This window comes from Kribbella pittospori (assembly GCF_004331465.1).
GTDB classification, from domain to species: domain Bacteria; phylum Actinomycetota; class Actinomycetes; order Propionibacteriales; family Kribbellaceae; genus Kribbella; species Kribbella pittospori.
Map to the genome: position 1 here is coordinate 1 of NZ_SJKB01000004.1, position 26,780 is coordinate 26,780.

The window sequence follows — 26,780 nt, forward strand, 5'->3', positions numbered from 1 at the left end:
AGCAGAAGACCATCCGAAGCCCATGAACGGGGATAATGCATCTTTCGGCATTGACTTTCGGCACGCTGTTGAGTTCTCAAAAATCGGGCGCACACCGCGCTTCAGACTCTCGTTTGAAGCTCCGGGGCAACTCGCCAAACTTTACTGTTTCGTCCGCGGCCGGTCAAATCGGCCTCTTTCGTCCCAGTCCCCCTGCGTGACTCAGTGTCCAAAACCCGCCGAGGCGTGTTTCGGCTTCCGAGACCTTCAGGGAGTTTGTCGGAGGACCGGCCGCTTTCGCGTCCTGCGCCTCGCTCCAACAAGAAGAACATTACTGACATTCGCGGTGCGGATGCAAATCGGGGTCCTGGACCCCTCCGATGCCCGCCGGCCGCGGCCTGCTCGTCCCTCTGTTCCCATCCGTCACTCACGTCTCCGCGAGCAGTGGAACCTCCATCATCCACCCCCGGTCAAGGGGCGGCAGGTGGATCGGGTGGGAGACGATCGCTCGTCCCCCACCCGAGGTACTGCGACTGTCCGGCAGACGCCTCTCGGCGAGTGGCCGCTCGAAGCGGCGAAAGTTGAGGCCCGGGGTCATACATCGGACAGTCGAGAGTTGTAACCCCGGTACTCGCCCACCTATTCCCGAGTGCACGTCACTCAGCTCGTGCGGGTGCAGGGGATCTCCTCGTCGTTCTGGATGAAGACCAGATCGCCGTCGCGGAGCTCAAGCTCGGTGTCTGAGGTGGATGCTGCGAACCTGGTCGCGGAGCGCGCGCTGAACTGCAACGGGTTCTGCTTCTCGAACGTCACCTCGAGTCCACTCCCCTGCAGTGCGACGTCGAACGACGGACCGCCATCCAGCCGGAACGCACCGGCCAGCTCAGCCGGAGCCTGTGACGGGAGATCCGGCAGCTCGACATCCATCGGGTAGCCCTCCCAGCCGTACGCCGCGGCTGCCGCAGCGAACGCGCGCAGGACGAGCCACATGCCGTTGTCGCTGTTGGTCATCACCACCGCGCCCTGTCCGCTGTCCCGATAGGCCAGCATGTGGCACTTGAATCCTTCGTTGCCTCCGCTGTGGCCGAAGCGCTGTCCGGCGTCGTCGAGGAACAGTCCCAGTCCGAGATGGCTCAGGCCACCGATTCGCTCGCTGGCAGAGATCTGGGGCGTGAGCATCTCGCGCGCGAGGTCCGGCGACAACACGGCACCATCCACGCCTGCGTAGGCCTGCTGGATGCCGATGGCGAACTTGGCGAGATCGGTCGGCGTTGTCCACAGTCCTGCTGCGGCCAGCTCCGGGTAGGCATGCCAGCGTCCGTCGATGGGCCGGCCTAGCTCGTCGTGAGCTGTCGCCGCGGAGGAGTACAGCTCTGGAGGTAGCGGTTGGGCGTAGTCGCTGGCTGACATGTTGAGTGGTTCGAGGACCAGCTCCCGGGCGAGTTGCCGGAACGGCGTGCCTGTCACGTCTTCGAGTAGCTGCTGCAGGACGATCGTGCCGCCACCGGCGTACCGGAACTGGGTCCCGGGGACGGTGTCGACGCGTACGCCGAAGGTGTTGGTCGGGCTGACGCCGTCGAGGATCTGTCTGGTTGTCGGGAGCGTGGCCTCGTGGTGGTACCCCGGGAATCCGTGCACCGTCAGGCCTGCGCTGTGGCTGGCCAACTGCCGCAACGTGATGACCGGCTGCCAATCTCCGGTCGGCGGCACCTGCCATGACGTCAGCCGTTTGTTCACATCCTCATCGAGATCCAGCAGCCCGCGATCGACCAGCCGGAGCATGGCGAGAACCGCGACCGGCTTGCTGATCGAGCACGCCTGGAACAGAGTGCCCGGGACCACCGGCGCAGACTCGCCTGCCTGCATTACGCCGGCGGTCCCGGTGTACCTGATCTCGCCGCCCTCGATCACCACCCAACTCGCGCCGGACACCCGGAACTTCTCGAGATCGGCCTCGATCCCCTCGCGCAGAACGTCCACGTTCCCTCCCCTCGACTCCAACCGGCTCGGAGCCTCGTGGAGGGAACGCTACGACGCGAACGGTGCTACCTCGACGGTTGCGGCGCGGTGCAGTCGATCTTCGGGTTCGCGCCGATGTAGTTCAGTGGACCGGCGACGATGGTCACCAGCGTCGTGCCCACCTTGGCGCACGTCGCGTCCGAACCCGCGAAGTAGTTCCGCTGAACCGCGGCCGCGAGGCCGATGAGCAACCAGACGAGAACGATGATCGTGATGGTCCGGGAACCGGTCGTAGACGCTCTACGTGTGCGCATGTCCACCTCCTGGGCTGGGCGCATCCCCGTGTGGAACGCCCTTCCGGTGCCCGCTGCGCAGTCGCCGGAAACGCAGAGTCAGACTTCGCGACAGTCGTAGTACGGCTTGATGTGCTTGTTCACGTAGGCGCCGATGCTCGGTGCGGCGAGCAGAGCGGCGTACGTCGGTTGCGGGACTTCGTCGTACTGGTAGACGTAACCGTTGACGTACTCGAGCTCGAGCGTGCCGTCGGACCAGCCGACCGTTTTGATACTCGACGAGTTCACCGGCCGCCGCCTCATGCCTCACTCCTTCTGTACGCCGTACGTCGCCACAGGTCAGTGTGCCGGTGATCGCTCCGGATCGGGCGACTCCAGGCGCGCCAAGGCGCGGGCGAGGTCGCCGATCGCGGTGTTGAGCTGGTCGAGCACGGCACGGTCGAGCGGGATCCGTCGCTCGTCCAGGCCGAGATTGGACTCGAACCGGACCAACGCATCGGGCGGTGCCTTCTTGAGTGAGCTGTCGAGGGCCTCCTGTAAGTAGGGACTGGGCACGATCTCGGGTCTCTCTCGCCACTTCGTGACCGTGCGAGGCGCAATGCCGAGGTGCTCGGCGAAGGCCTCGTTCGTCAGCCGCAGCGCCGTCCGCAAGGCGTGCGCGTGCCGGCCGGTCCATTCTTCGATGACTGTCATCGGATTCGCTCCTTGCGCGTCGATCACTCCTTGCAATCAGATTACGGCGATTGGGTGACCGTCGGAGTGCACAATTTGTGCCCTGTGGATACCGGTTGGGTTCATGGTGCGGACCGGCTTCGGCGCGTTGACTTCAGGCATGAACGAGATCGGCGGAAGAACCCCGACGCTGCTGCGGACGATCCCGCGCCGGCGTCACCTGAAGGTCGCGAACAAGTCCGGGCCACGCTGTTTCCAACTGGTCCGTCATGTTGACGTCTCCGGCATCAGCGGCACGGGCGTTGTCGCCGAAGGGGTCGAGTGGAGCGACGGGACGGTGGCCCTGCACTGGGGAGGCCGCTATCCCACGACCACGGTCTGGCCGGATGGCGTGCACGCGCTGCTCACCGTCCATGGTCACAACGGTGCGACCACCATCCGATGGCTGGACGAGTAGCCATGCGGACCCGATCTCGGTGGGGCGGGCCTCCCCTGCAACCGGCCCGCCTCACCGGCCTACTCCGAGAAGAACTGCTCGCGGTACTCGGCCGGGGTCTCCTTGGTCGACCTACGTGCGCTGCCGTTCAATCCCGGAGACCTGGCGGACTTCTGGCTGGACGTCGCTTCGCTCGCCGGTTGTGTGCCCGCGTCAGGCGGGGCGGGCTGTTGGTGCGATTCGTCCGGTTCCACCAGGGTGTCGACCGCGGCGTTGAAGGCGAGTTCGGTCCGGGTCGGCTTGGTGTGCTCGATGGCGTCGGCAGACGCCCGTCGTGCCGGCAGGTCGTTGGCGGCCGCGGACAGTTCGGCGAGGGTGTCGAGCAGCCCGAGGGTCGTCTCGACCTCGCCGGGGTGATTGACCAGCCACCAGACCGCGGCCGAGCCGGGCGTGGCGAAGACGTCGTCCTTCAGGTACGCGCGTTTGTCCTGCTCCATCCGGCGTTCGAGCAGAGTCGTTTGCTCCCGGCGGTGCAGAGCGGCGAGGTGCTGGAGATGCTTCTGATCGGCGTCGGGCAGCCGCAGTCTGATCTCCGTCGCCCAGCAGCGCACCTGTCCCTTCTCGTCCAGCGCGGGCTCACCAAGGGTGGCAGCGAGGCGGTGCTGGTTGAGCGACTCCTCGGTCACCTGTTGGGTCGCGGTCAGGGCCCGAGCCCGCTCGAGCAAAGCGTGGACCGCGACTGCGCCCAGGTCCGCGTGGCGCGAGCCCGACAGCACGGTGGACCACTGCACCACTGCCGAGAAGCTGAACTGGAAGTCGGGCGACGCGGACGGCAGCCGTATGTCGGCCACCGTGCGCGTCGGCGGTCCGGAGAAGACGGGATCCGGATCAGCCAGGACGACGGATGGTGCCGGCGTCGGCTGGTGACCACGGGACGCGGTTCATCGGGCTGCTTCCAGACCACCGCCAGCAGCACGAGCAGCACCACGGTGAGTACGACGGCGGCCCAAGCTGGGAGGCCGACGACGAGCGATACGACGTACAGGACCAGGACAATCGCGGCAGCAGTCAGGAGGGAATTCCGGTGGAGCTTCATGGTGGCGTTCCTTCACCGCGTCGGGCGGACGTCAGTAGGTCGGCGAATGCGTACCGGACGGCTTCCCCGTCCTCCGCCACCCAGGTCACCGGCAACCCAGACCACGGATCCCGCCACTCAGCGAGACCACAAAAAGTCTCACATGCTCCACCGAAAGTAGCCGCCCGGAGCGTGTCGGTAGCCGAGCGTGAGTCAGCCGGTGAGCGAGCGGAGGGCTCGGCGGGAGGGGGTGAGCACCACGGGCTTGTAGGGACAGCGGGCGTCGGTGAGGGTTTCGTAGGCGCGGATGGCGCGGTTGGCGGCGTCCCAGCCCTGCTCGGCGGGGGTCCGGCCGAGGCCTCGGTTGCGGACCAGGGCGCCGTAGAAGGCGGAGCAGAAGACGGTCGCTTCGTACCAGCCGATGACGGTGCTGGTGCCGATGTAGGTGATGTCGTCCTGGAGACAGTCGCGGATGGCCCGCTGCCATTTGCCGATGCCGGTCTTGCAGCCGTCGGCGATGACGACGCCACTCGCAATGCCCCACTGCCGGTCCAGGAACCACTCCGCCAACGAGCGCAGCGAGACCTGGGTCTTGCCGTCGGTGGAGAGGAAGGACGGCTCCTCGCTGTGGTCACCGTGTGCCATCACGTGCAGGACGGTCGACGGGGTGGTCAGGGCGGAGAACGCGGTCTCGTGGTCGCGGGTGCGAACGAAGTTCACGTCGATCACCGGCTGGTCCCAGCCGGCGTTGATGTTGCCGGTGATGCCCTGGACGAAGCTCATCGAGGCGTCGAACGAACTGTCCAGACCGAGATCCACCAAGGTGATCAGCCGGTTCCTCATTCGCCCATCCCTCCCAAGCGTTTCGTTCCCCGCCGCACCATGATGAACCACAGATCCGACAGTTTGCTCCCCTGTTTATCTGCGCTGAGACAGCCCGCCCGAGCGCGGGCCGGACCGTACGACGTACGGCGATCCTGGGCCGGCGGACGACGCGGGAGCGGACCGTGAGCGGCGGGTACGGTGGCGGGCAGCGGCTGCCGAAGGAGGACAGGATGAGTCAGGTTCCGAGTGTCACGCTGAGTCATGGAGCGGTGATGCCACGGGTCGGTCTGGGAACGTCACCGATGAACGACGCGGACGCGGAACGGGCGGTCAGTCAGGCTCTCGAGACCGGCTATCGGTTGTTCGACACGGCGGAGAACTATCGCAACGAGGTCGGGGTCGGTCGGGCGCTGCGTGGTGCGCCGCGCGACCAGGTGTTCGTCACGTCGAAGTTCAACAAGCGGTGGCACAGCGTCGAGGGCGCGCGGACCGCGTTCGAGGCGAGCGCGGAGAAGCTGGGTGTCGAGTATCTCGACCTGTTGCTGATCCACTGGCCGAACCCGGAGCAGGACCGGTACGTCGACGCGTGGCGCGGGCTGATCGAGTTGCGGGAGGCGGGGTTGGTGCGGGCGATCGGTACGTCGAACTTCAAGCCGGCTCACCTGTCGCGGCTCATCGACGAGACCGGGGTGGCGCCTGAGGTCAATCAGGTGCAGCTGAGTCCGGTGTGGGCGAAGGCGGCTGAGCGGGAGTTCCATGCGCAGCACGGGATCGTCACCGAGGCGTGGAGTCCGTTGGGTAAGGGGACCGATCTGCTGAGCCATCCGGCCGTGCAGGAGATCGCTAACGCCCACGGGCGGTCGCCGGGCCAGGTGGTCCTGCGCTGGGAGACCCAGCAGGACGTCGTACCGATCCCCAAGTCAGCCAACCCCAGCCGGCTCGCCGACAACCTGAACATCTTCGACTTCGACCTGACCCCCGCCGAGCTCTCCACCCTGGCAGCCCTCGACGGCACCAGCCGCCCCGCCGCCAACTCCGACCACTCCGGCCACTAACCACGCAGGACCGCCGCTGCCCAGGCGAGCGGCTCCCCCGGCAGAAGTACCTCGGCGGGCGCGGCCCTCCGGGACCAATGCAGTTCGGGCGGGGAGCGCCCCCGGACCGAAGCACCCGGCAGACGGCTGCCCGGGCCGACGCACCTGGACAGGCGGCTCCCGGCAGAAGCACCTGGGCGGGCTCGGCCCTCCGGGATCAACGCAGTTCGGGCGGAGGGCGACCCCGGACCGAAGCACCTGGGCGGGCGGTCTCCGGGCCGACGAGCCCGGGTGGGCGGCTCCCTCGGCCGAAGCATCTGGCGGTGCCCACGGGACAAACCAGTCTGTGCGGGCGGCTCCCTGGCCCGAAGCACCCGGCGGCGGCTCCCCGGACACCAGTCTGTGCGGGCGGCTCTCCGGATCGGCGCGCTTGGGGGGCGGCCGCCTCGGGCGAGGCGGCCTGAGGCGGCTCCTTTGAAGCGGCTCAGTTCTTGTGGGCTACGTAGTAGGCGTTGAAGGCGTCTGCTTCTACTTCGGCGATTTCTATGGAGGTGAAGCCGGCGTTGGTGAGCATTTCGCAGGCTTTCTGACGACCCCAGACGGTGCCGAGGCCGGTGCCTCCGGCGGACAGGGAGACGGTCATGCAGTGCATGGTCGAGACGCCGTACAGGAAGGTCGCGAAGGGGTTGTCGAGGTTGTCCTCGAGATTGCTCGACGCCTGGATATCGACCATCAGGAAGACACCGTCGGGGCGCAGGGATGCCGCGATTCCGGCAAGCACCGCGGCCGGCTGGGCTTGATCATGGATCGCGTCGAAGGCTGTGACGAGGTCGAACCGTTCGTGCTCCCCCAGGTCAGCAACATCGCGGACCACGAACTCCGTGTTCCCGAGCCCGTCTGCCTCAGCACGACCGGCCGCGATGCCTTCCGCGGAGATGTCGTAGCCGACGCACCGACTCCGCGGATACGCCGCGGCGATCAGATTGACGGCGTGCCCGCTGCCACACCCGATGTCGGCAACGTCGATGCCGTCCACGAGCCGCTCCGGCAACCCCGGGACCAACGGCAGGATCGAGTCGAGCAGTGCCGCGTCGAAGAGGGCACCACTGTCTTCCGCCATCAGCCGATGGAACTCGGTGTACTCCGCGTACGGAACACCGCCGCCGTGGCGGAAGCACTCGACCAACCGCGATTCCACCCCCGCAAGCAACGCGATGAACTGCGTCGCGCCCGCGAGGTTGTCCGGCCCGGCAGCGCGTGTCAGGAAAGCAGCGTGTTCCCGCGGTAGCCAGTAGGTACGGCGCTCCGCGTCGTAATCCACCACCCGCGCGACCGTCATCCCGCCCAGCCACTCCCGCACGTACCGCTCCTGCAGGCCCGCGGCGCCCGCGAGCTCGTGACTCGTGACCGGTGGCAGCTCCGCCATCGTGTCGAAGAGGCCCACCTGATGTCCGATGCTCATGAGCAGCGTGAGCACCCCGTGGTTGAGCACCTCGCCCATCTGTGCGCCGAAAGCCTCGACGCGTGGAGTATCCAAAAGCATTGACCCCACCTCCCACAGGCAGCATCACCCCGGGAGATCGCGCGCAGCATCGGTGAACTCGCCTATTCGTTCAGGCGGGTGAGGTAGGCGGCCGCCTCCGTCCGATTCCGGACGCCGAGCTTGGACAGGATGCTGGCCACGTGATGCTCGACGGTACGGCGGCTGATGTACAGCCGCGCCGCGATCTCCGGATTCGGCAGACCCTCGGCCAGCACCGCGAGCACATCCCGCTCCCGTTTCGTCAACAAACCAAGCCCTCTGGGACCGGACCGAGCCGCGGACGCACCAGCCGCCCGTAGCCACGCGGCCGCCGCATCCGCATCACGCGAGGCGCCGACGTCCTCGAACACCGTGAGCGCCATCCGGGCCTCAGCCACAGCAGGCGCCGAGCCTCCCTCGGCGCACAGTGCCTCGGCCAGCAGCATCCGGGTCCGCGCGACCTCGACCGGCATCTCCAGCAGGCCGAACCACGTCAGCGCCGCCGACAGCCGGCGTACCGCCGCGTCAGCCTCCCCCTGCGCCAGCAGAGCCCGCCCGCACAACCGAGCAGCTCGTGCCGCGATCAGTCCGCTGTCGGTCGTCGTACCCAAAGCCGAGAGGTGTTCGGCCTCCACAGCAGCGCCCGCAGCGTCACCGCGAGCGAGACAGGCCTCGCCAAGCACCTCACGGAGTCGGGCGGCTTCCAGTGGGTTCGCGTCGACGAGCTGACGCCGCACCAGCGACTCAGCCATCGCCACGTCCCCGGCTGCGAGGTGGACGGCTGCCAGCACCGGTCGTACAACGGGGCGATCCTCAAAGCCGGCAAGGAGTCCTCGAGCCTCGGTAACCCGGCCCTGACCAAGCCGGAGCTCGGCCAGGGAGGCCGCCGCCTCTGCCTGGACCGCAGGCAACGAGTTACGCGCCAACTCGGCTGCAGCAGTCAGCTCGTTCTCCGCGCGTGGCCAGTCACCGGTCGACACCAGGACAGCGCCGTACGCCGCTCGGCAGGTCGAGTGCAGGTACGGACAGCCGTAGCGATCGATGAACTCGTCCAGCGAACGCATCCACTGCACGACACGCAGGAAGTCCGCACCGCGCACGCACGACCGCATCAGCAGACAACTGGTGAGAACGACGGTGTCAGGCCGAGCTCCCTCGCCACCCAGCGCGCCGGCCAGAGCCTCGTCCAGCAACGCGGTACCTTCCAGCACCTGCCCGAGGTCAATCAGCGCCGCACCCCAGATGCTCAGGGCGCACAGCTCGAGGTCGCGATCCTCGGCCACGGCAGCAACGTCGTACGCCGCCTCCGACCAGGCTGCTGCGAGTTCGGGATCGTCGACGGACGACGCCCGCGCCAGCGACGCCCACGCCATCAGTACGGGCTCAGCAACCTCCGAGGCGATGCGGACTGCTCGGGCTGCCCATCCCTGTGCTGCGGCGCGGTCGCCGAAGTTGGCGTCGTAGGAGAGGCTGAGGCCGAGGGCCACGAACACGGCGTCTCCAGGATCGGACTGACGGTAGAGCGCGTAGGCGCGTTCCCAGCAGGAGAAGGCGGCGGGTACATCGCCCAGCCACCACTGGGCGTCACCCAGCCCAGCCAGACCTCGGGCCGTTGCCGAGATCCCGACTGCTTCCGCGAACACGGCGCGTGCCGCGCTCCAGTCTCCCTCGCCGAGTGCCTTCGCCCCGGTCGCGAGGAGACCGTCGATCCCCTCCACAGCTTCGACGGTAAACGCGCTGCGCCCCGCGGGAAAGTCCCGGCGTTCGGCCCCAGCCGTGCATTCGGCCTGGGACGACCGCAGTCGGGTCGTCGGTGACTACGGCACCAACCCGCACGCTCAAGGTCATCGCCAGACGCGCTGCGGCCCCCGGGGAATGTGGGAAGTTCCCGGAGGCCGTGGCGCTTTCAGTTTGGGGTGGTGCGGCGGCGGGCAGCACACCCGCCGCCGCACCCCGTTGGTGTCAGCTGCAGCCGGAGGTGCTGCCGCAGCCTTCGCAGACGTAGCAGGAACCGCTCGGGCGCATCTTCGTGCCGCAGGTGAAGCACAGTGGCGCGTCGACCGAGGTGCCGGTGATGAGCTCGAACATCTCGGCGGTCGTGCGGACCTCAGAGGTGTCGAGCGGCTTGGCCGCGGCCGCTTCCGCCACGACCGGCTTGTCGGCCTCGGCGGCCGGCTCGACCGACTTCAGCGACTCGGCCTCGGAGACCTCGACGGGGGCCGGCTCGTAGGAACCGGTGTCGAGTTGCCGGGACCGCTCGTCGGCGGAGTAGATGCCCAGGGCGGCCCGGTCGTCGAACGGCAGGTAGTCCAGGGCCAGCCGCCGGAAGATGTAGTCCATGATCGACTGCGCCATCCGGACGTCCGGGTCGTCGGTCAGACCGGCCGGCTCGAACTTCAGGTTGGTGAACTTCTGGACGTAGGTCTCCAGCGGTACGCCGTGCTGCAGCGCGATCGAGATCGCGATCGAGAAGGCGTCCATCACCCCGGCCAGGGTCGAACCCTGCTTGCCCATCTTCAGGAAGACCTCGCCCAGACCGTCGTCCGGGTAGGAGCCGGCGGTCATGTATCCCTCGGCGCCACCGACCGAGAACGACGTGGTCCGCGACGGCCGCGACTTCGGCAGACGCTTGCGGGTCGGCCGGTACTCGATCACCTTCTCGACGATCTTCTCCGCGACGGCGGCGGTCTCGGCCACAGAGGCCGAGGCGGCCTCGGAGGCCTTCTTCGCCTTCGCGTCGGCCAGCGGCTGGCCGACCTTGCAGTTGTCGCGGTAGACCGCGAGCGCCTTCAGGCCGAGCTTCCAGCCCTGGAAGTAGACGTCGGCGATCTCCTCGACCGTCGCGGTCTCCGGCAGGTTCACCGTCTTCGAGATCGCGCCGGACAGGAACGGCTGCGCGGCCGCCATCATCCGGACGTGGCCCATCGGCTTGATCGCCCGCTCACCCATCGCGGTGTCGAAGATCTCGTAGTGCTCCGGCTTCAGGCCGGGCGCGTCGACCACGTGACCGTGCTCGGCGATGTACTCGACGATCGCCTCGATCGTCTCCTCGGTGTAGCTGTACTGACGCAGCGCCCGCGGCACGGTCTGGTTGACGATCTGCATCGAGCCGCCGCCGACCAGCTTCTTGAACTTGACCAGCGAGAAGTCCGGCTCGATCCCGGTGGTGTCGCAGTCCATCATGAAGCCGATGGTGCCGGTCGGTGCGAGCACCGAGGCCTGCGCGTTCCGCCAGCCGTTCTTGCCGCCGACCTTCAGTACGGCGTCCCACGCGGCCGTGGCGTGCTTGTGCACGTCCTTGTCGATCTCGTGCAGCGTCCGGATCGCGTCGTTGGCCGCGGCGTGCTTGCGCATCACCCGGGTGTGCGCGTCCTTGTTCCGCTCGAAACCGTCGTACGGGCCGACGACGCCGGCCAGCTCGGCCGAGCGCTTGTACGACGTACCCGTCATCAGCGAGGTGATAGCGCCCGCCAGTGCGCGACCACCGTCGGAGTCGTAGGCGTGACCCGTTGCCATCAGCAACGCACCGAGGTTCGCGTAGCCGATGCCGAGCTGCCGGTACGCGCGGGTGGTGTCGCCGATCGCCTCGGTCGGGAAGTCGGCGAAGCAGATCGAGATGTCCATCGCGGTGATGATCAGCTCGACGGCCTTGACGAACTTCTCCGAGTCGAACAGGTCGTCGTCGCGGAGGAACTTCATCAGGTTCAGCGACGCCAGGTTGCAGGACGAGTTGTCGAGGTGCATGTACTCCGAGCACGGGTTGGACGCGGTGATCCGGCCCGTCTCCGGCGTCGTGTGCCAGTCGTTGATCGTGTCGTCGTACTGCAGACCCGGGTCGGCGCAGGCCCACGCGGCCTGGGAGATCTTGTCGAACAGGGACCGCGCGTCGACGGTCTCGATCACCGAGTTGTCCAGCCGCGCCCGCAGCCCGAACTCACCCTTGTCCTCGACCGCGCGCATGAACTCGTCGGTGACCCGGACCGAGTTGTTGGCGTTCTGGTACTGCACCGAGGTGATGTCGCGACCGCCGAGGTCCATGTCGAAGCCCGCGTCGCGCAGAACGCGGATCTTCTCCTCCTCGCGCATCTTGGTGTCGACGAACTCCTCGATGTCGGGGTGGTCGACGTCGAGCACGACCATCTTCGCCGCGCGCCGGGTGGCGCCGCCGGACTTGATCGTCCCGGCGCTCGCGTCCGCGCCGCGCATGAAGCTGACCGGGCCGGACGCCGTACCGCCGCTGGACTGCAGCAGCTCCTTGGACGAACGGATCCGGGACAGGTTCAGACCGGCACCGGAGCCGCCCTTGAAGATCAGGCCCTCTTCCTTGTACCAGTTCAGGATCGAGTCCATCGAGTCGTCGACGGCGAGGATGAAGCAGGCCGACACCTGCTGCGGCGACGAGGTCCCGACGTTGAACCAGACCGGCGAGTTGAAGCTGAAGTACTGGTGCAGGAGCATCCAGGTGAGCTCGTGCTCGAACACCTCGGCGTCGGCCGGGGTGGCGAAGTACCCGTGCTCCTCGCCGGCCTTGCGGTAGGTCTTCACGACCCGGTCGAGCAACTGCCGCAGGCTCCACTCGCGGTTGTCGTGACCGACCGCGCCGCGGAAGTACTTCGTGGTGACGATGGTGGACGCGTTCACGCTCCAGTAGTCGGGGAACTCGACCCCGCGCTGCTCGAAGACGGTCTCACCGGTCTTCCAGTTCTGCTGTACGACGTCGCGGCGCTCCCACGTCACCTCGTCGTACGGGTGCGCGCCCTCGGTGGTGAAGATGCGCTCGATGGTGAGTCCCGCGGGCGCGTTCTTGCGCCCCCGGAACCCGGCCGCCGACCTCTTGGTCGACCCCGAGTGGCCGGTCACCGTCTCTGTCATGGTTGCTCCTCGCCGTGTGTCTGCACTGCCGCGGTCTGTCGGGACCGCCCCGTTGAGTAACGCCAGGTGTTGCAGATGGTGCTGAATCCCCGATTTATGTCTGCTGGGTCGGCTTCAGCGGACGCGGCTCGGTGCCCTCAGGCTCCTTCTCCGCCCGCAGCAGCGCGATCTCCGTCTCGAAGTCGTCGGCCGACTCGAACTGCCGGTAGACGCTCGCGAACCGCAGGTAGGCGACCTCGTCGAGCTCCCGCAGCGGCCCGAGGATCGCCAGTCCGACCTCGTGCGCGGGCACCTCCGGCGAGCCGCTCGCCTTGAGCGCGTCCTCGACCTTCTGGCCGAGCCGGGCCAGCGCGTCCACGTCGACCGGCCGGCCCTTGCAGGCCTTGCCGACGCCGTTGATGACCTTCTCCCGGCTGAACGGCTCGGTCGCGCCGGAGCGCTTCACGACCGTGAGCTGCATCTGCTCGACGGTGGTGAACCGCTTCTCGCACACCGGGCACTGCCGGCGGCGGCGGATCGCTCCGCCGTCCTCGGCCACCCTGCTGTCGACGACCCGGGAGTCGACGTGCCGGCAATACGGACAGTGCACGACGAATCACTCCTCCCGTGAGGCCGCCCGGCGGGCGTCCTGTGGATCTTTCTGGGGACAACTTGTGTATGACGTGTGCGTAACCGACCACTACCTGTGGAAAATTACACCCGTGTAACCACTACATCTAGCGATCCTAGATCGCTGCTCCGACAGTTTGCAAGAACGCTGGAATCCCGCGCGCGTCTCTTTGTTCCAACACCCGCGCGGCCCGGTGTACTCCCGCGTGGCGCCGCCGGAACGGGCCCGCGGAGGAGCAAACTACGGGCCGCCGAGAGGGTCAGGAGGCGGGCAGGCAGAAGTCGAAATCGCAGCCCTGGTCCGCTCCCAGAACGTGGTCGCGGAACAACTTTCGGTAGCCGGTGACCGGCGGCGAAGCGGACACCGGGAGATCGGCTCGGCGCTTCGCCAACTCGTCCGGCGGGACCAGCAGGTCGAGCCGGCCCTCGGACACGGACAGCCGGATCTGGTCGCCGGTGCGGACCAGAGCGAGCGGTCCGCCCAGGGCTGCTTCCGGGGCGACGTGCAGAACGATCGTTCCGTACGCCGTGCCGCTCATCCGCGCATCAGAGATCCGGACCATGTCGCGGACACCGCTCCGGGCGAGCTTGGCGGGGATGGGCAGATAGCCGGCCTCAGGCATACCTGCGCCGAGTGGTCCGGCGTTCTGCAGGACCAGTACGTCGGAGGGCTCCACATCCAGCGCCGGGTCGTCGATGCGGGCTGCCAAGTCCTCCAACGAGCTGAACACGACAGCACGTCCGGTCGTCTCGAAGAGCGCCGGATCGGCAGCGGACCGCTTGATCAGCGCACCAGACGGCGCCAGCGACCCACTCAGCCAGACCAGACCGCCCTTGTCCCGGCTCGGATTGCTCAACGGACGCACGACATCCCGATCCACCCAGGGCGGTCCCTCACCCAGCCGCTCCCCCAGCGTCTCCCCGGTCACCGTCAGCGCAGACAGGTCCAGCAGGTCCCGCAGCTCATGCAGTACGGCGGGCAATCCGCCAGAGGTATGCAGATCCTCCATGTAGTGGGCACCGGTCGGCTTCAGCTCCACCAGGACCGGTGTGGTGTCACTCAGCTCGTTCAGCTCGTCCGGATCGATCCTCAGCCCGAGTCGTCCGGCGATCGCGGTCAGGTGGATCAGTGCGTTGGTCGACCCACCGATCGCCAGCAGCACCCGGAGGGCGTTGCGTACCGAGGCAGCCGTGACGACCTGATCCGGCGTACGTCCAGCCACAGCGATTGACACTGCGGCAGCACCTGTCGCTTCCCCGATCCGCAGCCGGTCTGCGTGCACCGCCGGAGCCGCAGCACTGTCGGGCAGAGCCATACCGAGCGCCTCCACGATGCAGGCCATCGTCGACGCGGTCCCCATGACCGCACATGTGCCGGCGGTCGTCGCCAGGTTGCGCTCCACCCGCCCGATCTCTTCTTCTGACACCTCACCGGCCCGGTAGCTCGCCCAGAAGCGACGGCAGTCGGTGCAGGCACCCAACCGCTCGCCTTGGTAGCGCCCGGTCGACATCGGGCCAGTGACCAGCTGAATCGCCGGCCGACCGGCCGACAACGCTCCCATCAGCTGCGCCGGGACGGTCTTGTCGCAGCCGCCGACGAGGACGACGCCGTCCATCGGCTGGGCGCGGACGAGCTCCTCCACATCCATCGCCATCAGGTTGCGATAGACCATCGAGGTCGGCTCGAGGAAACTCTCCCCGAGCGAGACAGTCGGGAACTCCATCGGCAGTCCGCCGGCCGCGATGATGCCGCGGGCCACCGACTTCACCAGCTCCGGCTGCTGCCGATGGCAAGGGTTGTAGTCACTGGCCGAGGTGGCGATGCCGATCACCGGGCGCTCCAGCGACTCCGGCGACCGGCCGCTGGCGTGCAGGAACGCCCGCCGCAGGAACCGCGAGAACTCCGGATCCCCGTAGCTGACCAGCCCGCGGTAGATGCCGGTCGTCATAGTGCTCCTGGTGTCCGGCGAAGATGCTCCTCCAGCAACCGCAGCATGCTCTCCGGCGGTACAGCGCCCGGCGCGCGAACAGCGTCGTACGAGATCAGTCCGCGCAAGACGAGACTGCGCTTGCGCAGACCGAGCGCGATCCCGGCCTGGAACTCGAAGTTGACCAACGGTAGGTAGTCCCGCCAGCCCTCGCGCGCCGCCTCGAAGCCACCGGACCGGTACGCCGCCACGCACGCGAGCAGCCCTTCCGGAACGGAGAAGCCGGTCATCGCGCCCGCGGCGCCGACCGCCAGTTCGTCGAGCAGGCAGGTGCCACCGAGCCCGCCGAAGATCGGTACGTCGAGCCCGGCCGCCAACTCGGCCACCGCGGGCGGGCTCGGAGAGGACTCGGACTTCACGGCCACAGCAGACGGCACGGCGCGGACGGCGGCGATCAGGTCGGCGGTGGCGATCCGGATGCCGGTGATTACCGGGTAGTCCTGCACCACAAGCTGGCGTTCGGTGCGATCGGCAACCTCGTTCAGACGGTTGCTCAGGGCATCCGGATCACTGGAGTTCACCTGAACCATAAGTCCGGCGAGGCGGGAACCGACCGCAGGCAACACATTGGCGGCCTCGGCCACCACCTCGTCGAGCTTCAGTGCACTGATGCCGATGACGAGCGGCAGCCGGTCCGACGAGGCAACGACCGTCTCGACCACCGTCCGCCGCTCGGCGGGAGTCAGCCGCGCCGCCTCGCCGAAGACACCGAGCACGGTCAACCCGGTGGCTCCGATGGACTCGTAATGCCGGACCTGCCGCGCCAGCGACTCCGCGTCGACCGCGGATCCGTCCGCCGTCAGTGGCGTCGCCAGCACGCCCCACACCCCGGGATCCAACGTCATGGAGTTCCTCTCGTCGTCACCGCGGCAGCCTCTGCCCTACCCGGACAGCTTTACCCCACCGGACGGCGAGGAATCAGACCGCCCTGGTCAGGACGACGAGGCTCAGCGATGGAAGCGGAAGGTCGAGCGTGAGAGAGAGCGCTCCGTCGACCTTGACCGCGGCGTCCTCCGCGAACCGCTCGAGTCCCTGGCGATCGGTGATCGTCGCGAGCTGCTCGGGTGTCGGGTCCTGTGGTGCGCCGAGGTCCTGCCAGACCGTGTGGCTGTTGCTGTGGCTGTGGTCGATCCGGTAGTGCTCCACGGTCCAGTCGCCGGAGTCCAGTCCGTTCACCTCGAGGTCCACCCGAGCCGTCGCGGTATCAGCGGCGTACTGGTCGTCGGTGTGCCGCCAGACGAGGACGGCGACACTGCCGTCGGCCGAGGCGCGGCTCGCGATCACGTCGACCTCCTCGGGCAGACCGTTGCCCAAGGCACTGATGTCGGAGACGTCGGCGGAGCTGTCGGACGAAGCTGCGATCCGGCGGTCGCCGAGGAGCGCGAACGCCCGGTAGGCGTTCATCAGCGGCTTCTCGACCCCCGCCGCGGTGACGAAACTCCGGGTGCCCTCGAAGTACCGCTCGCCCTCGATCTGGAAGCTCCAGGTGGTCGCCTCGTGCACTTTCGCGGTGTGCTGCTCGTTGAGGTCGAGGACCTTCTTCATCAGCTTGGCCTGGAAGACCGGGTAGTACTCGTTGTTGCGGTAGGCGAAGTTCGAGTTGTCGTAGATCCCCCAGTGCGCGGGCACCGAGGCGTCGCACTCGTCCACGATCACCGGCTGCCCGGCGTACTGCGGGAACTCCTCGATGACGGCCAGCGCGCGGTCGATCTCGCGGAGCATCTTCGGGGTCGACGGCGACTGCTGCAAGGACGCCGGCGCACCGATCGGGCCGTAAGTGCGCCACGGGGTGAAGTGCGAGCCCTTGGTGTGGAAGGAGACGAAGTCGACGGGCAGGTCGCGGTCGGCGCAGGCCTGCAGGAAGCCGTGGAGGAACTCGGCACCGCGGTCGCCACCGGTGACAGCGGGTCCGCCGACCTTCGCCTCCGGGTAGACCTCGCGGATCGACTTGACCGTGACGTCGTACAGCTCGTGGAACTGCTCGGGCGTGCCCTTCCAGTACGAGATGTCCGGCTCGTTCCACAGCTCCCACAGCCAGTGCTGGACCTCGTCGACGCCGTACCGCTGCAGGGCGTGCTCGACGAGCGCGGCGACCAGGCCGCCCCACTTCGCGTAGTCCTTCGGCGGATAGGTCCACCAGCCGGCCTCGTACCCGCTGTACTGGCTGGGGCTGTCGCCGAACGGGAAGTCGGCCTTCGCCTCCTCCGGCACCAGCGCGAGCGGCGTGAACGCGAGCTCGACCAAGGGATGATGACCGGCCTCGACGATCGCGTCGTAGGTCAGATCGGCGATGGTGAAGTCGTAGAACGGCTTCCCGTCCGCGTCCTCGTGGTAGACGTTGCCGCTCCCCCAGTGCGGCAGGCCGAAGCCGGTGCCGCTGTTGAAGATGTTGTGCGGCCGGACGTGGTACGGCGTCTCCGCGAACTCACCGATCGTCCGCAGCGTCCGGCGCCCCTGCGGCGTGTAGGTCCAGTTGATCTCGTCGTACCCGAGGCTGGCCCACGGGCGGTCGAGCTTGCCGAGCTCCTGGCCGGCCTCGACGGTCACGCGCGCCTGCTGCAGGCGCGGCGCGTCCGGGTCGGACGGGGCGTACGGGAGTTGCTGAACCGCGCTGGGAGAGCTGTTCTCGGTCATGTCAGCCTTTCAGTCCGGTTGTATCGATAAACACGCTTCTGTAGCGGGACGCTGCCGGCCGCGCGAGTCAGCCTGGTCGGGACATTGTTAAATGTCAATGGTTAACAATCACCGTTTTACACCGATGGAGGAACCACTCGCGGCCGCACTGCAGATGAGCCGCGGCCCGGTCCGGGAGGCGCTGATCGAGCTCGAGCGCTCGTCGTACTGCGTCAGCACCGCGGCGCGCAGGTGATCGCGCTGACCGACGAGCACATCGAGGAGATCTACACGCTCCGGCTGAGCCTCGAACAACTGGCGATCGCCCGGGCACTCCCCCGGCTGACCGACGAGCACCTGGCACAAGGCGATCCGCGACATCATCACCGGCGGCGACACCGCCGCCGCCACCGAAGCCATCGACCACCACCTCACCGGCGCCTACCGCCGGTTGATCTCCGCCCGCCGGTGACCGGGCAGTGCGTGAGGATGGCGGTATGAAGCCGGTGATTCTTGATGTCGATACGGGGTTGGACGACGCGTGTGCGCTGCTGCTCGCTGCGCGGCATCCTGAGCTCGACCTGATGGCAGTGACGTGTGTTGGTGGGAACGTCGGGCTGGACGACGTGGTGATCAACACGCTGACAGTGCTCGACGCCGCCGGTCGGACCGACGTGCCGGTGGCTCGAGGAGCCGCAGCGCCGTTGCTTCAGCCGGTTCGCGCCGCGCCGCATGTCCATGGCACGGATGGGCTCGGCGACTTGGACTGGCCACGCTCGACTCGTATGACGGACACCCGGCATGCGGTCGAGTTGCTCCGCGACGTACTGCGTGATGCCGCGGCGACCGGTGAGCTCGTGACGCTGATTCCCTTGGCACCGATGACGAACATCGCCCTTCTGCTCCGGACCTATCCCGAGGCGGCGGCCGGACTCCGCGAGATTGTGTTCATGGGCGGCGCGGCAGGGATCGGGAACGCGACCGCCTCGGCGGAGTTCAACATCTGGACGGATCCAGAGGCGGCTGCGGTCGTCCTCACCGCGGCCGGCGAGCTCGGCGTACCGGTGACGATGTACGGCCTGGATGTGTTCTATGACGTGGTGATCACGCTGGAGCAGGCGCGCGGGCTGGGCGGGTCGCCGTCGGCGGATCTGGCTCGGCGGCTGATCGAGAAGCGGAGCGAGCTCTACATGTCGGACGGCGCCAGCATCGGCGACGGCGGCGCGGTGTGTGCGGTGATCGATCCGGACGGGCTGACGACGCAGCGCTTCCCACTGCGGGTCGAGCTGTCCGGCAGCTGGTCGCGTGGGCGGACGATCGTCGACACGCGTGACTGGTCGGCCGATCTCAGCAGCGATCCGCACGGGCCGTCGCCGACGGTCGTACAGGTCGCGACCGCGGTGGACAGCGCGCGGTACGCCGAGCTCTGGTTGAGCACGGTCAAGTAGCCAGCTCCTGCAGACGAGCGCACAGGCCGTCCATGAACAGCTCGAGGCCATCGCCGAAGAGATCGGGGCTGCCGTTGGACTCGGCGACCACGGCCGCGAGAGTCCAACGGGCACTGACCTCGAACAGATGGCGCGCCTGCGCTTCGGGTACGCCGAGGTCGACGAGGGACTCGATCTGCGCGCGGACCAGCTCGGCTCGTGATCCCTCGCCGCGATCGCGGTCGGGCGTCGCCTTGGCCTGGATCAAGCCGGCCAGTCCGGGATGATCGGCGTAGAACGCCCGCAGCTCCAACGCCCCTGCCTTGGTGACAGCAATCCACTCGTCGACACTGCGCACAGCCTGGTACGCCGCGTTGTCGCCGGTGAACTGGTCGAACGCGTTCCGGGCGATCAGGTCGAGGAGCTCCTCCTTGTTGTGGACGTGGTGGTAGAGCGACGGCGCCCGGACGTTCAGGCGCTCGGCGACAGATCGCATGGTCAGTCCAGTGACGCCATCGCTACGGATGACCGCGAGGGCGGCGTCGGCGATCGCGCCGACGGAGATCCCTGCGGCCGCATGGGAGGACGGGTCGCGTCTGGTCACGAAAACCTCGTTGTCGGGTCGGGTCCCGGGCGGTTAGGTTGCTGTCTAACGACATTAGACAGCCTACCCGAGGACGGCATCGTGCCTGGACTGCACCCGGACTATCCGCTACGCACCGAGCGACTCGACCTGCGGCCGCACCGGATGGACGACCTGGACGATCTGTACGCGTTCCACTCGCGGCCCGAGGTGGTGCGGTACACGCCGTGGCCGGTGCGGGACCGGGAGCAGACGCGGGTCGCGCTCGAGACGAAGCTGTCGCAGGGCGAGCTGACCGAGCCGGGTCAGTGGCTGGTGCTCGCGATCGAGCTCCGCGAGACCGGAACCGTGATCGGCGAAGTTCTGCTGAAGTGGGCCAGCGAGGCGGATCGGCAGGGTGAGATCGGGTTCGCGCTGCACACCGACTACCAGGGCAAGGGCCTGGCCGCGGAGGCTGCGCGCGAAGTACTGCGGGTGGGTTTCGAGGATCTGGGGCTGCACCGGATCGTCGCGATCCTGGACGATCGCAACCAGGCGTCCGCGCAGTTGCTGGAGCGCCTGGGCATGCGGCGCGAGGCTCACCACATCCACGCGCTGAAGTTCAAAGGCGAGTGGGCGAACGAGTACGTCTACGCTCTTCTGGAGGAGGACTGGCGCGCGGCGACCTCCTCCTAGGGGGTGCGGTGGGGATCGACAACCGGATCTACGACCGGATCGGCGGCGGTTGGTGGGACGAGGCCAATCCGCTGAACATGCTGAACGGGAGTTTCACGCCTGGCAGGTTCGCCTACTTCCGCAGCGTCCTCGGCCGCCGCGGCCTCGATCCGGCCGGCCTGCGCGCTGTCGATATCGGGTGCGGGGGCGGATTCATGGCCGAAGAGTTCGCCCGGCTCGGATGCCGGGTCGCCGGCGTCGATCCGTCGGAGGTCTCGGTCAGGACCGCGCACGCGCATGCCTGTTCGTCGGGGCTCACCGTCGGCTATGCCGTCGCATCCGGCGAGCGGCTCCCCCTCGATACCGAGAGCGTTGAGCTCGCGTATTGCTGCGACGTACTCGAGCATGTGTCGGACCTGGATCGGGTGATCGGAGAGACCTCGCGCGTGCTGAAGCCGGGCGGGATCTACTTCTTCGACACGATCAACCGCACCGTCGCGTCGAAGGTTGTGGTGATCAAGGTGGCGCAGGACTGGCGACTGACGAAGGTCATCGACACCGAGTTGCACGCGTGGAACATGTTCATCAAACCGACAGAGCTCGAAGAAGCCCTGCGCCGGCACGGGCTGCGCCTGGGCGAGATCACCGGCCTCGGACCTCGCGCGAACAAACTCGCCGTACTACGGAGCTACCTGCAAGCCCGCCACGGTCGCATCACCTTCGGCCGGCTCAGTGAACTGATGGACGTCGGCGAGGTGAAGACCACCGGCGTCTCCTACATGGGCTACGCGATCAAGAACGAATGACTAGCGGTCAGCGAGCGATCGGGATCTGCAGAGTCTGACCGGGGACGAGATCGGCCGGGCCGGACAGCTTGTTGAGGTCGGCGATCTTCTCCACGACGGTGGCGGGGTCCTGCGCCGGGTTGGTGTCCTGCGCGATCGACCACAACGTCTGACCGGGCGCCACCTGGACCGGCACCGTGTGGGTGAAGTCGGGGCCGGGCTCGAGTACGCCGCTGATCCGCAGGCCGAGCACGACGATCGCCGAGCCGAAGACCAGCACGGACAGCGCCGTCATCAACATCCGGCCGCGCCGGGTCAGCCGCAACGCCGGCGCCTCGGCCTCCGCGGTACGCCGGACGCGGGCAGGGTCTGCTTGCCGCCGGACGCGGGTCGGCTCGGTCGTGTGGCGGCCGAGAACCTCGCCGGAGCAGGCACGGACCGGGAGTGGCTCGGTCGTCGTACCGGCGATCCTCGGGCGGCGGCGGGGCACGCTGTTCGGAGACGGCGCAACCTCGGGCGCCTGGCGTCCTGCCAGTGCGTCGGCCGCGAGAGCCGCTGTGCTCATCGGATCCTCCAGACCTCGGTCAGTCCACGTCCTGCGGTGTCGATCTCCTGTCTACCGGCCGCCTCCGACAGTTTCTGAGAAGCAGCCTGTTCGACCGGCCCGAACACCTGTTCGATCGAACGCCTGTACGAATGATTAACCGACAGACACCCGTCGCGCAACCACTTCCAACCACGACACGCCCGGGAAATTCCCCAGGTCACCGGCGCCTTATAACCCGACACACGAACAAACGTGCGAACCGACACGCCTTCGAACAGATGTTTGAAGAATCTCAAAATTCGGTCTACGGTCAGTGTCAGTCGAGCAAGCTTGGCCGGTGCGCGAGCGGCGGCCCGACCCGAGGAGCAACGACCGATGGCCAGGACGCCGAGCGGTTCCAGTAAGGGCGAGCGCAGCGGTGCGGACGAGGTCGCGGACCGGACCGTGACCGAGCTGCCGGACGGCCCCGCCGACGCCACCGGCCTGACGCCGCGCCAGCGTCGCGTTCTGGACGTCATCCGCGACTCGGTCGACAGCCGCGGGTACCCGCCGTCGATGCGCGAGATCGGTGAGCGGGTCGGCCTGACCAGCTCGTCGTCGGTGTCGCACCAGCTCCGTGTGCTGGAGCAGAAGGGCTTGCTCCGCCGCGACCCGAACCGCCCGCGGGCCATCGAGGTCCGCTACCCCGGCGAGGTCGACGCCGCCGCCCGCCGGTCCGCGCTCGGCTCCGTGCGGCAGACGGCGTACGACGAGACCGGGGCCGGCGACGCGCACCCGGACGCGGCGTACGTGCCGGTGGTCGGGCGGATCGCCGCCGGTGGCCCGATCCTGGCCGAGCAGGAGATCGAGGAGATCTTCCCGTTGCCGAAGGCAATGGTCGGCGAGGGCACGCTGTTCATGCTGCGGGTCAAAGGTGAGTCGATGATCGACGCGGCGATCTGTGACGGCGACTGGGTCGTGGTCCGGCAGCAGCCGAACGCCGAGAACGGCGACATCGTGGCCGCGATGATCGACGGCGAGGCGACGGTCAAGACGTTCAAGAAGACCAAGACCGAGATCCTGCTGCTACCACACAACCCGGCCTTCGAGCCGATCGACGGCAAAGATGCCATCATTCTCGGAAAGGTCGTAACAGTTCTGCGCCGTGTCTGACATCTCAGACAGCGAGCGAAGTCGGGCGTGTCGTGTCAGCATTGAACCATGACGACTGTCTATGACTTCAGCGCGCGCCGGATCGAAGGCAATGAACAGTCTCTTGCCGATTTCCGCGACCAGGTGCTCCTGGTGGTGAACACGGCGTCGCAGTGTGCCCAGACCCCGCAGTACACGGGGTTGCAGAAGCTCTACAAGGCTTACCGTAGACAAGGCTTCTCGGTGCTGGGTTTCCCCTGCGACCAGTTCGGCCACCAGGAGCCTGGTGACGAGAACGAGATCGCGAACTTCTGTTCGACGATCTATCACGTCACGTTCCCCATGTTCGCCAAGATCGATGTGAACGGGTCCAAGACGCTTCCGCTGTTCAACTGGCTGAAGCGTGAGCAGGGAGGCCTGCTCGGCGGGCGGATCAAGTGGAACTTCACCAAGTTCCTGATCGGCCGCGACGGCGGCGTGATCGCCCGCTACGCCCCGACCCACGCACCGGACAAACTCGCCGACAAGATCGAGGCGGCGTTGGCGATTCCCGCACCGTCCCGGGAATCGAACGACTGAACCATCCGGCCCGGTTCCCGGGGGGAATCGTCGCCGCAGGCAACGGTCGTTGACGTGAAGAGCACAGCAGTTCCTTCCGCCGTTGCCGAAATGTCGTTGCTGAATGAGACACCTGAACATCGACCGTCTCAGCGCAACGCAAATCTCTCCGAATTCCGGACAATGTCGGCGGCGACCGGCTCGGCGCAATTCATCGGTCGACGAGTACGGCGTCCGCGTTGATGTCCAGCCGCAGACCGCGCCAGACCGGATGACGCAACCGAGAGTCCGCGGCCCACCCGGAGTAGGTCACCTCCGCGACCAGGACCGGGTCCAGCCAGTGCGCGATCCGGCGGTCGTGGGTCGGGATCGTCGCGGGGTCGAACGGCGGAGCACCGATCTCGAGGCCGGCCAGCTCCGCGCTGAACATGTCGAGCGTGGCGAAGTCGAGGCCCGAGCCGACCTTCCCGATCAGGATCAGGTCACCACCCGGCTCGGAGTACGCACCGCAGTAGAACGACCCGATTTTGCCCTCGCGATTGCCTTCGCCCGGGTGCCAGCCGCAGAGGATGACGTCGCGGGTCAGGACCGGCTTGATCTTGATCCAGTCCGAGCTGCGCCGGCCGGACAGGTAGCGCGACTTCCGGCGCTTCGCCACCACACCTTCGAGCCCGGTCGACATCGCCACGTCCAGCGCCGCTCCCCCGTCGTCGAACGCCGGCGGCGTCTCCCAGAACGGGTCGCCGATGTCGAGCGAGTCCAGCAGCCCGCGGCGGTCGTCGTACGTTGCCTCTAGCAACCACTTGCCGTCGAAGCGGAGGACGTCGAACAGCCGCACCGAGACGGGCACCTGGGTGATCAGATGCCGCAACTGGCGCGGGTCCCGCACGTGCATCCGCCGTTGCAGCAGCCCGAACGACGGTGCGCCGTTCTCGTCCAGGGTGACGATTTCACCATCGAGTACGGCGGGGAGTCGCAGGCCGGGGGCTTCGGCGAGACCGATCAGCTCGGGGTAGCCGGCGGACACATCGCGGCTGTTGCGCGACCACAGCCGGCAGACGCCGTCATCCACCTCCGCGATGACGCGGATGCCGTCCCATTTCAGTTCGTACGACCAGCCCGCACCGGACGGCATCTCGCCCAGGGAGGCCATCATCGGCAGCACCGGAGGACTGGTCGCAGGACTCATGTCGACTGCAACCGCTTCAAGGCACCGAGCACCTTCTCACGATCGGCGGTCGGCCACATCGGAGGCAAGGAGGCGCGCAAGTAGGCGCCGTACCGCTGGGTGATGATGCGGGGGTCGAGGATGGCGACCACGCCGCGGTCACTGCTGCGGCGGATCAACCGGCCGGTCCCCTGCGCGAGCAGCAGCGCGGCATGGGTCGCGGCGACGGCCATGAAGCCGTTGCCACCCGCTTCGTCGACGGCGCGCTGGCGGGCCGCCATCAGCGGCTCGTCCGGGCGCGGGAACGGAACTCGGTCGATGATCACCAGGTTGCAGGTCGAGCCCGGTACGTCGATGCCCTGCCACAAGGACAGCGTGCCGAACAGGGATGTCTCCGGGTCGTCGACGAACTCGCGGGCCAACTCGCCCAGTTGTGCGTCGCCCTGGCAGAGCACCTTCAGATCGGTCGCCTCACGGACCGCGGCCGTCGCCGCCTCGGCGGCGCGGCGCGAGGAGAACAGGCCGAGGGTGCGGCCACCGGCGGCCGTGATCAGGTCGATGATCTCGTCGAACTGTTTCTGCCCCAGTCCGTCGCGATGCGGTGGCGGCAGGTGCTTGGCGACGTACAGGATCGCCTGCTTCTCGTACTCGAACGGGGAGCCGACGTCGAGGCCGCGCCAGGGCAGCGGGCCAGTCTCGGAACTCTCGTCGAGCTCCGGCATCTCGTCGTCGTCATCGAGCTTGTCCGCCGGGCGCAGGCCGACCTGACGGGCGATCGCGTCGAAGTCGCCGCCGAGGGTGAGGGTCGCGGAGGTGAGTACGGCGGTGCGGTCCTTGAGCACGAGCTCGCGGAGCAGGCCGGCGACGGTGAGTGGCGCGATCCGGAGCTCGCGGCCGAAGCGGTCGCGGTCGGTCATCCAGACCACGTCGGCGTCGCTGAGCGCCGCGACGCGCTCGGAGACGTCGAAGATCTCCTTGACCGCGCCCTTCGACTGCCGCTTCGCGCCGTCGGGGTCGTCGTCCTTGTCGTCGGACTTCTTGTTCAGGTCGGAGTACAGCGAGCGGGCGGCGTCGCGGACCAGGGCGGCAGCCTCCAGTACGGCGGCGTTCGACGGCTCGATGCGGCCTTCGCGGGTGCTGTCGAGGGCGGCGCGGAGAGCGTCGGAGGCGTCGATCAGGTCGTCGGCCTTGTCGTCGTCGACGAAGCGGCGGGATCGTTTCGCGGCGCGCTCGACCATCTGCGGGGAGAGCTCGTCGCCGGCCGCGCCGGTGACGCGCGCGGGGAGCTCGTGCGCCTCGTCGACGATGATGACGTCGTGCTCGGGCAGCACGGTGCGGTTCTCGAATGCGTCGATCGAGAGCAGGGCGTGGTTCGTGATCACGATGTCGGCCTTGCGAGCCTGGTCCTTGGCCTTCTCCGCGAAACATTCCTCGCCGTACGGGCATTTCTGCGCGCCGAGGCACTCGCGGGCGGCGATGGCGACCTGCTGCCAGGCTTGGTACTGGTGGGAGGGGGCGTGGTCGCGGTCGCCGGCCTTGCCGTCGAGCAGCTGCTGCTCGGCCCAGTCGCGCAGTTCGAGCACCTGCTGACCGATCTGGCCGGGCGGTGGGACGTCGATCAGCATGCCGTCGTCGTCCGGCGCGCCCTCGCGGATGCGGTGCAGGCAGGCGTAGTTGTTGCGGCCCTTCTGGATCGCGTACGACGGTCTGCGCGGGAGGACCTTCTCGGTCGCGTCCAGGAGCGCGGGGACGTCGCGGTCGACGAGCTGCGACTGGAGCGCGAGGGTCGCGGTGGACACGACCACGCGGCGGTCCTCGATCGCGTGCAGGAGCGCTGGGACGAGGTAGCCGAGCGACTTGCCGGTGCCGGTGCCGGCCTGCACCAGGAGATGCGAACCGTCGTGCATCGAGGTGTCGACGGCCTGCGCCATCTCCACCTGACCGGGCCTGGTCTGCCCGTTGATCCCCGACACAGCAGCCTCGAGCAGTTCCCGCACATCAACACCCACCGCCACACCCTAGCCCGCCGGTGGGACAGATTTTGGTGAGT

At 67.7% G+C, this 26,780-nt stretch carries 25 protein-coding genes; 7 read left to right on the forward strand and 18 right to left on the reverse strand.

Features of this window, described 5'->3' with window-relative positions:
- Positions 1–639: 639 nt before the first annotated feature.
- The 4 genes from E0H73_RS13585 to E0H73_RS13600 form a co-directional block, all read right to left on the reverse strand.
- Positions 640–1,959 carry a serine hydrolase domain-containing protein gene (locus tag E0H73_RS13585; protein ID WP_131354786.1) on the reverse strand — a complete coding sequence of 440 codons (1,320 nt, stop codon included), beginning with the start codon at positions 1,957–1,959 and terminating at the stop codon, positions 640–642.
- A 65-nt stretch (positions 1,960–2,024) separates the two neighbouring features.
- Positions 2,025–2,252 carry a hypothetical protein gene (locus E0H73_RS13590; RefSeq protein WP_131354789.1) on the reverse strand — a complete coding sequence of 76 codons (228 nt, stop codon included), beginning with the start codon at positions 2,250–2,252 and terminating at the stop codon, positions 2,025–2,027.
- Positions 2,253–2,330: 78 nt separating this feature from the next.
- Positions 2,331–2,534 (reverse strand): KTSC domain-containing protein, encoded by a 204-nt coding sequence (locus E0H73_RS13595; RefSeq protein WP_131354791.1) that lies wholly within the window; start codon positions 2,532–2,534, stop codon positions 2,331–2,333.
- 36 nt (positions 2,535–2,570) lie between these two features.
- On the reverse strand, positions 2,571–2,924 hold the full coding sequence (locus E0H73_RS13600; protein WP_131354793.1) for a helix-turn-helix domain-containing protein: 354 nt from the start codon (positions 2,922–2,924) through the stop codon (positions 2,571–2,573).
- A 139-nt stretch (positions 2,925–3,063) separates the two neighbouring features.
- Between E0H73_RS13600 and E0H73_RS13605 the strand changes: the two genes are divergently transcribed.
- Positions 3,064–3,360, forward strand: coding sequence for a hypothetical protein (locus E0H73_RS13605; RefSeq protein ID WP_238163409.1), 297 nt, complete (start codon positions 3,064–3,066; stop codon positions 3,358–3,360).
- A gap of 59 nt (positions 3,361–3,419) precedes the next feature.
- On the opposite strand, the gene E0H73_RS13610 is transcribed toward E0H73_RS13605, so the two are convergent.
- Both E0H73_RS13610 and E0H73_RS13615 read right to left on the reverse strand, forming a co-directional pair.
- Positions 3,420–4,190, reverse strand: a complete 771-nt coding sequence (locus E0H73_RS13610; RefSeq protein ID WP_131354796.1) for a hypothetical protein — start codon at positions 4,188–4,190, stop codon at positions 3,420–3,422.
- A gap of 437 nt (positions 4,191–4,627) precedes the next feature.
- Positions 4,628–5,257 carry a hypothetical protein gene (locus tag E0H73_RS13615; protein ID WP_131354799.1) on the reverse strand — a complete coding sequence of 210 codons (630 nt, stop codon included), beginning with the start codon at positions 5,255–5,257 and terminating at the stop codon, positions 4,628–4,630.
- Between the two features lie 212 nt (positions 5,258–5,469).
- Here E0H73_RS13615 and E0H73_RS13620 point away from each other — a divergent pair, with 212 nt between their 5' ends.
- Positions 5,470–6,294 carry an aldo/keto reductase gene (locus E0H73_RS13620; protein WP_131354802.1) on the forward strand — a complete coding sequence of 275 codons (825 nt, stop codon included), beginning with the start codon at positions 5,470–5,472 and terminating at the stop codon, positions 6,292–6,294.
- A gap of 463 nt (positions 6,295–6,757) precedes the next feature.
- On the opposite strand, the gene E0H73_RS13625 is transcribed toward E0H73_RS13620, so the two are convergent.
- The 8 genes from E0H73_RS13625 to E0H73_RS47180 all read right to left on the reverse strand — a co-directional run bounded on the left by E0H73_RS13625 (position 6,758) and on the right by E0H73_RS47180 (position 18,297).
- The gene (locus E0H73_RS13625; protein WP_131354805.1) at positions 6,758–7,816 is read right to left on the reverse strand and encodes a class I SAM-dependent methyltransferase; all 1,059 of its coding nucleotides are present in this window, start codon (positions 7,814–7,816) and stop codon (positions 6,758–6,760) included.
- 62 nt (positions 7,817–7,878) lie between these two features.
- Complete coding sequence (locus E0H73_RS13630; RefSeq protein WP_131354807.1) at positions 7,879–9,513, reverse strand: helix-turn-helix transcriptional regulator; 1,635 nt, start codon at positions 9,511–9,513, stop codon at positions 7,879–7,881.
- 244 nt (positions 9,514–9,757) lie between these two features.
- Positions 9,758–12,667: a vitamin B12-dependent ribonucleotide reductase gene (locus tag E0H73_RS13635; protein WP_131354810.1), complete on the reverse strand. Its 2,910-nt coding sequence runs from the start codon at positions 12,665–12,667 to the stop codon at positions 9,758–9,760.
- 94 nt (positions 12,668–12,761) lie between these two features.
- A complete protein-coding gene (gene nrdR / locus E0H73_RS13640) occupies positions 12,762–13,256 on the reverse strand; it encodes a transcriptional regulator NrdR (RefSeq protein WP_131354813.1) in 495 nt (164 codons plus the stop codon).
- Positions 13,257–13,536: 280 nt separating this feature from the next.
- Positions 13,537–15,225, reverse strand: a complete 1,689-nt coding sequence (locus E0H73_RS13645; RefSeq protein ID WP_131354816.1) for a dihydroxy-acid dehydratase — start codon at positions 15,223–15,225, stop codon at positions 13,537–13,539.
- Complete coding sequence (locus E0H73_RS13650) at positions 15,222–16,109, reverse strand: dihydrodipicolinate synthase family protein (RefSeq protein ID WP_131354819.1); 888 nt, start codon at positions 16,107–16,109, stop codon at positions 15,222–15,224. Before E0H73_RS13650 ends, E0H73_RS13645 begins: the two co-directional genes overlap by 4 nt.
- A gap of 73 nt (positions 16,110–16,182) precedes the next feature.
- Positions 16,183–17,898 (reverse strand): GH39 family glycosyl hydrolase, encoded by a 1,716-nt coding sequence (locus E0H73_RS13655; RefSeq protein WP_131354822.1) that lies wholly within the window; start codon positions 17,896–17,898, stop codon positions 16,183–16,185.
- A 108-nt stretch (positions 17,899–18,006) separates the two neighbouring features.
- Positions 18,007–18,297 (reverse strand): hypothetical protein, encoded by a 291-nt coding sequence (locus E0H73_RS47180; protein WP_238163983.1) that lies wholly within the window; start codon positions 18,295–18,297, stop codon positions 18,007–18,009.
- Between the two features lie 77 nt (positions 18,298–18,374).
- On the opposite strand from E0H73_RS47180, the gene E0H73_RS13665 reads away from it, so the two are divergent.
- Entirely contained in the window at positions 18,375–19,325 is a 951-nt protein-coding gene (locus tag E0H73_RS13665) for a nucleoside hydrolase (protein WP_131354828.1), read from the forward strand.
- Here the strand turns inward: E0H73_RS13665 and E0H73_RS13670 are convergent.
- Positions 19,318–19,908, reverse strand: a complete 591-nt coding sequence (locus tag E0H73_RS13670) for a TetR/AcrR family transcriptional regulator (RefSeq protein ID WP_131354831.1) — start codon at positions 19,906–19,908, stop codon at positions 19,318–19,320. The two genes, E0H73_RS13665 and E0H73_RS13670, sit on opposite strands and share 8 nt — an antisense overlap.
- An 81-nt stretch (positions 19,909–19,989) precedes the next feature.
- Here E0H73_RS13670 and E0H73_RS13675 point away from each other — a divergent pair, with 81 nt between their 5' ends.
- Together E0H73_RS13675 and ubiG are read left to right on the forward strand one after the other, a co-directional pair.
- A complete protein-coding gene (locus E0H73_RS13675; protein WP_238163984.1) occupies positions 19,990–20,562 on the forward strand; it encodes a GNAT family N-acetyltransferase in 573 nt (190 codons plus the stop codon).
- Positions 20,563–20,570: 8 nt separating this feature from the next.
- Complete coding sequence (ubiG, locus tag E0H73_RS13680) at positions 20,571–21,347, forward strand: bifunctional 2-polyprenyl-6-hydroxyphenol methylase/3-demethylubiquinol 3-O-methyltransferase UbiG (RefSeq protein WP_131354837.1); 777 nt, start codon at positions 20,571–20,573, stop codon at positions 21,345–21,347.
- A 7-nt stretch (positions 21,348–21,354) separates the two neighbouring features.
- On the opposite strand, the gene E0H73_RS13685 is transcribed toward ubiG, so the two are convergent.
- Entirely contained in the window at positions 21,355–21,891 is a 537-nt protein-coding gene (locus E0H73_RS13685; RefSeq protein ID WP_131354840.1) for a LysM peptidoglycan-binding domain-containing protein, read from the reverse strand.
- A 357-nt stretch (positions 21,892–22,248) separates the two neighbouring features.
- Here E0H73_RS13685 and lexA point away from each other — a divergent pair, with 357 nt between their 5' ends.
- Both lexA and E0H73_RS13695 read left to right on the forward strand, forming a co-directional pair.
- A complete protein-coding gene (gene lexA, locus E0H73_RS13690; RefSeq protein ID WP_131354843.1) occupies positions 22,249–23,025 on the forward strand; it encodes a transcriptional repressor LexA in 777 nt (258 codons plus the stop codon).
- Between the two features lie 48 nt (positions 23,026–23,073).
- Positions 23,074–23,583 carry a glutathione peroxidase gene (locus tag E0H73_RS13695; RefSeq protein ID WP_131354846.1) on the forward strand — a complete coding sequence of 170 codons (510 nt, stop codon included), beginning with the start codon at positions 23,074–23,076 and terminating at the stop codon, positions 23,581–23,583.
- A gap of 190 nt (positions 23,584–23,773) precedes the next feature.
- Here E0H73_RS13695 and ligD read toward each other — a convergent pair whose 3' ends face one another.
- Together ligD and E0H73_RS13705 are read right to left on the reverse strand one after the other, a co-directional pair.
- On the reverse strand, positions 23,774–24,751 hold the full coding sequence (gene ligD / locus E0H73_RS13700) for a non-homologous end-joining DNA ligase (protein WP_131354849.1): 978 nt from the start codon (positions 24,749–24,751) through the stop codon (positions 23,774–23,776).
- Complete coding sequence (locus E0H73_RS13705; RefSeq protein WP_131354852.1) at positions 24,748–26,745, reverse strand: ATP-dependent DNA helicase; 1,998 nt, start codon at positions 26,743–26,745, stop codon at positions 24,748–24,750. Before E0H73_RS13705 ends, ligD begins: the two co-directional genes overlap by 4 nt.
- Between the last annotated feature and the right edge of the window lie 35 nt (positions 26,746–26,780).

Coding starts and splice junctions, on each gene's coding strand:
- E0H73_RS13590 (WP_131354789.1), bottom strand. CDS start 2,252: ATGCGCACACGTAGAGCGTCTACGACCGGTTCCCGGACCATCACGATC.
- E0H73_RS13595 (WP_131354791.1), bottom strand. CDS start 2,534: ATGAGGCGGCGGCCGGTGAACTCGTCGAGTATCAAAACGGTCGGCTGG.
- E0H73_RS13600 (WP_131354793.1), bottom strand. CDS start 2,924: ATGACAGTCATCGAAGAATGGACCGGCCGGCACGCGCACGCCTTGCGG.
- E0H73_RS13605 (WP_238163409.1), top strand. CDS start 3,064: ATGAACGAGATCGGCGGAAGAACCCCGACGCTGCTGCGGACGATCCCG.
- E0H73_RS13615 (WP_131354799.1), bottom strand. CDS start 5,257: ATGAGGAACCGGCTGATCACCTTGGTGGATCTCGGTCTGGACAGTTCG.
- E0H73_RS13620 (WP_131354802.1), top strand. CDS start 5,470: ATGAGTCAGGTTCCGAGTGTCACGCTGAGTCATGGAGCGGTGATGCCA.
- E0H73_RS13625 (WP_131354805.1), bottom strand. CDS start 7,816: ATGCTTTTGGATACTCCACGCGTCGAGGCTTTCGGCGCACAGATGGGC.
- E0H73_RS13635 (WP_131354810.1), bottom strand. CDS start 12,667: ATGACAGAGACGGTGACCGGCCACTCGGGGTCGACCAAGAGGTCGGCG.
- E0H73_RS13645 (WP_131354816.1), bottom strand. CDS start 15,225: ATGACGACCGGCATCTACCGCGGGCTGGTCAGCTACGGGGATCCGGAG.
- E0H73_RS13650 (WP_131354819.1), bottom strand. CDS start 16,109: ATGACGTTGGATCCCGGGGTGTGGGGCGTGCTGGCGACGCCACTGACG.
- E0H73_RS13655 (WP_131354822.1), bottom strand. CDS start 17,898: ATGACCGAGAACAGCTCTCCCAGCGCGGTTCAGCAACTCCCGTACGCC.
- E0H73_RS47180 (WP_238163983.1), bottom strand. CDS start 18,297: ATGGCTTCGGTGGCGGCGGCGGTGTCGCCGCCGGTGATGATGTCGCGG.
- E0H73_RS13665 (WP_131354828.1), top strand. CDS start 18,375: ATGAAGCCGGTGATTCTTGATGTCGATACGGGGTTGGACGACGCGTGT.
- E0H73_RS13685 (WP_131354840.1), bottom strand. CDS start 21,891: ATGAGCACAGCGGCTCTCGCGGCCGACGCACTGGCAGGACGCCAGGCG.
- lexA (WP_131354843.1), top strand. CDS start 22,249: ATGGCCAGGACGCCGAGCGGTTCCAGTAAGGGCGAGCGCAGCGGTGCG.
- E0H73_RS13695 (WP_131354846.1), top strand. CDS start 23,074: ATGACGACTGTCTATGACTTCAGCGCGCGCCGGATCGAAGGCAATGAA.
- ligD (WP_131354849.1), bottom strand. CDS start 24,751: ATGAGTCCTGCGACCAGTCCTCCGGTGCTGCCGATGATGGCCTCCCTG.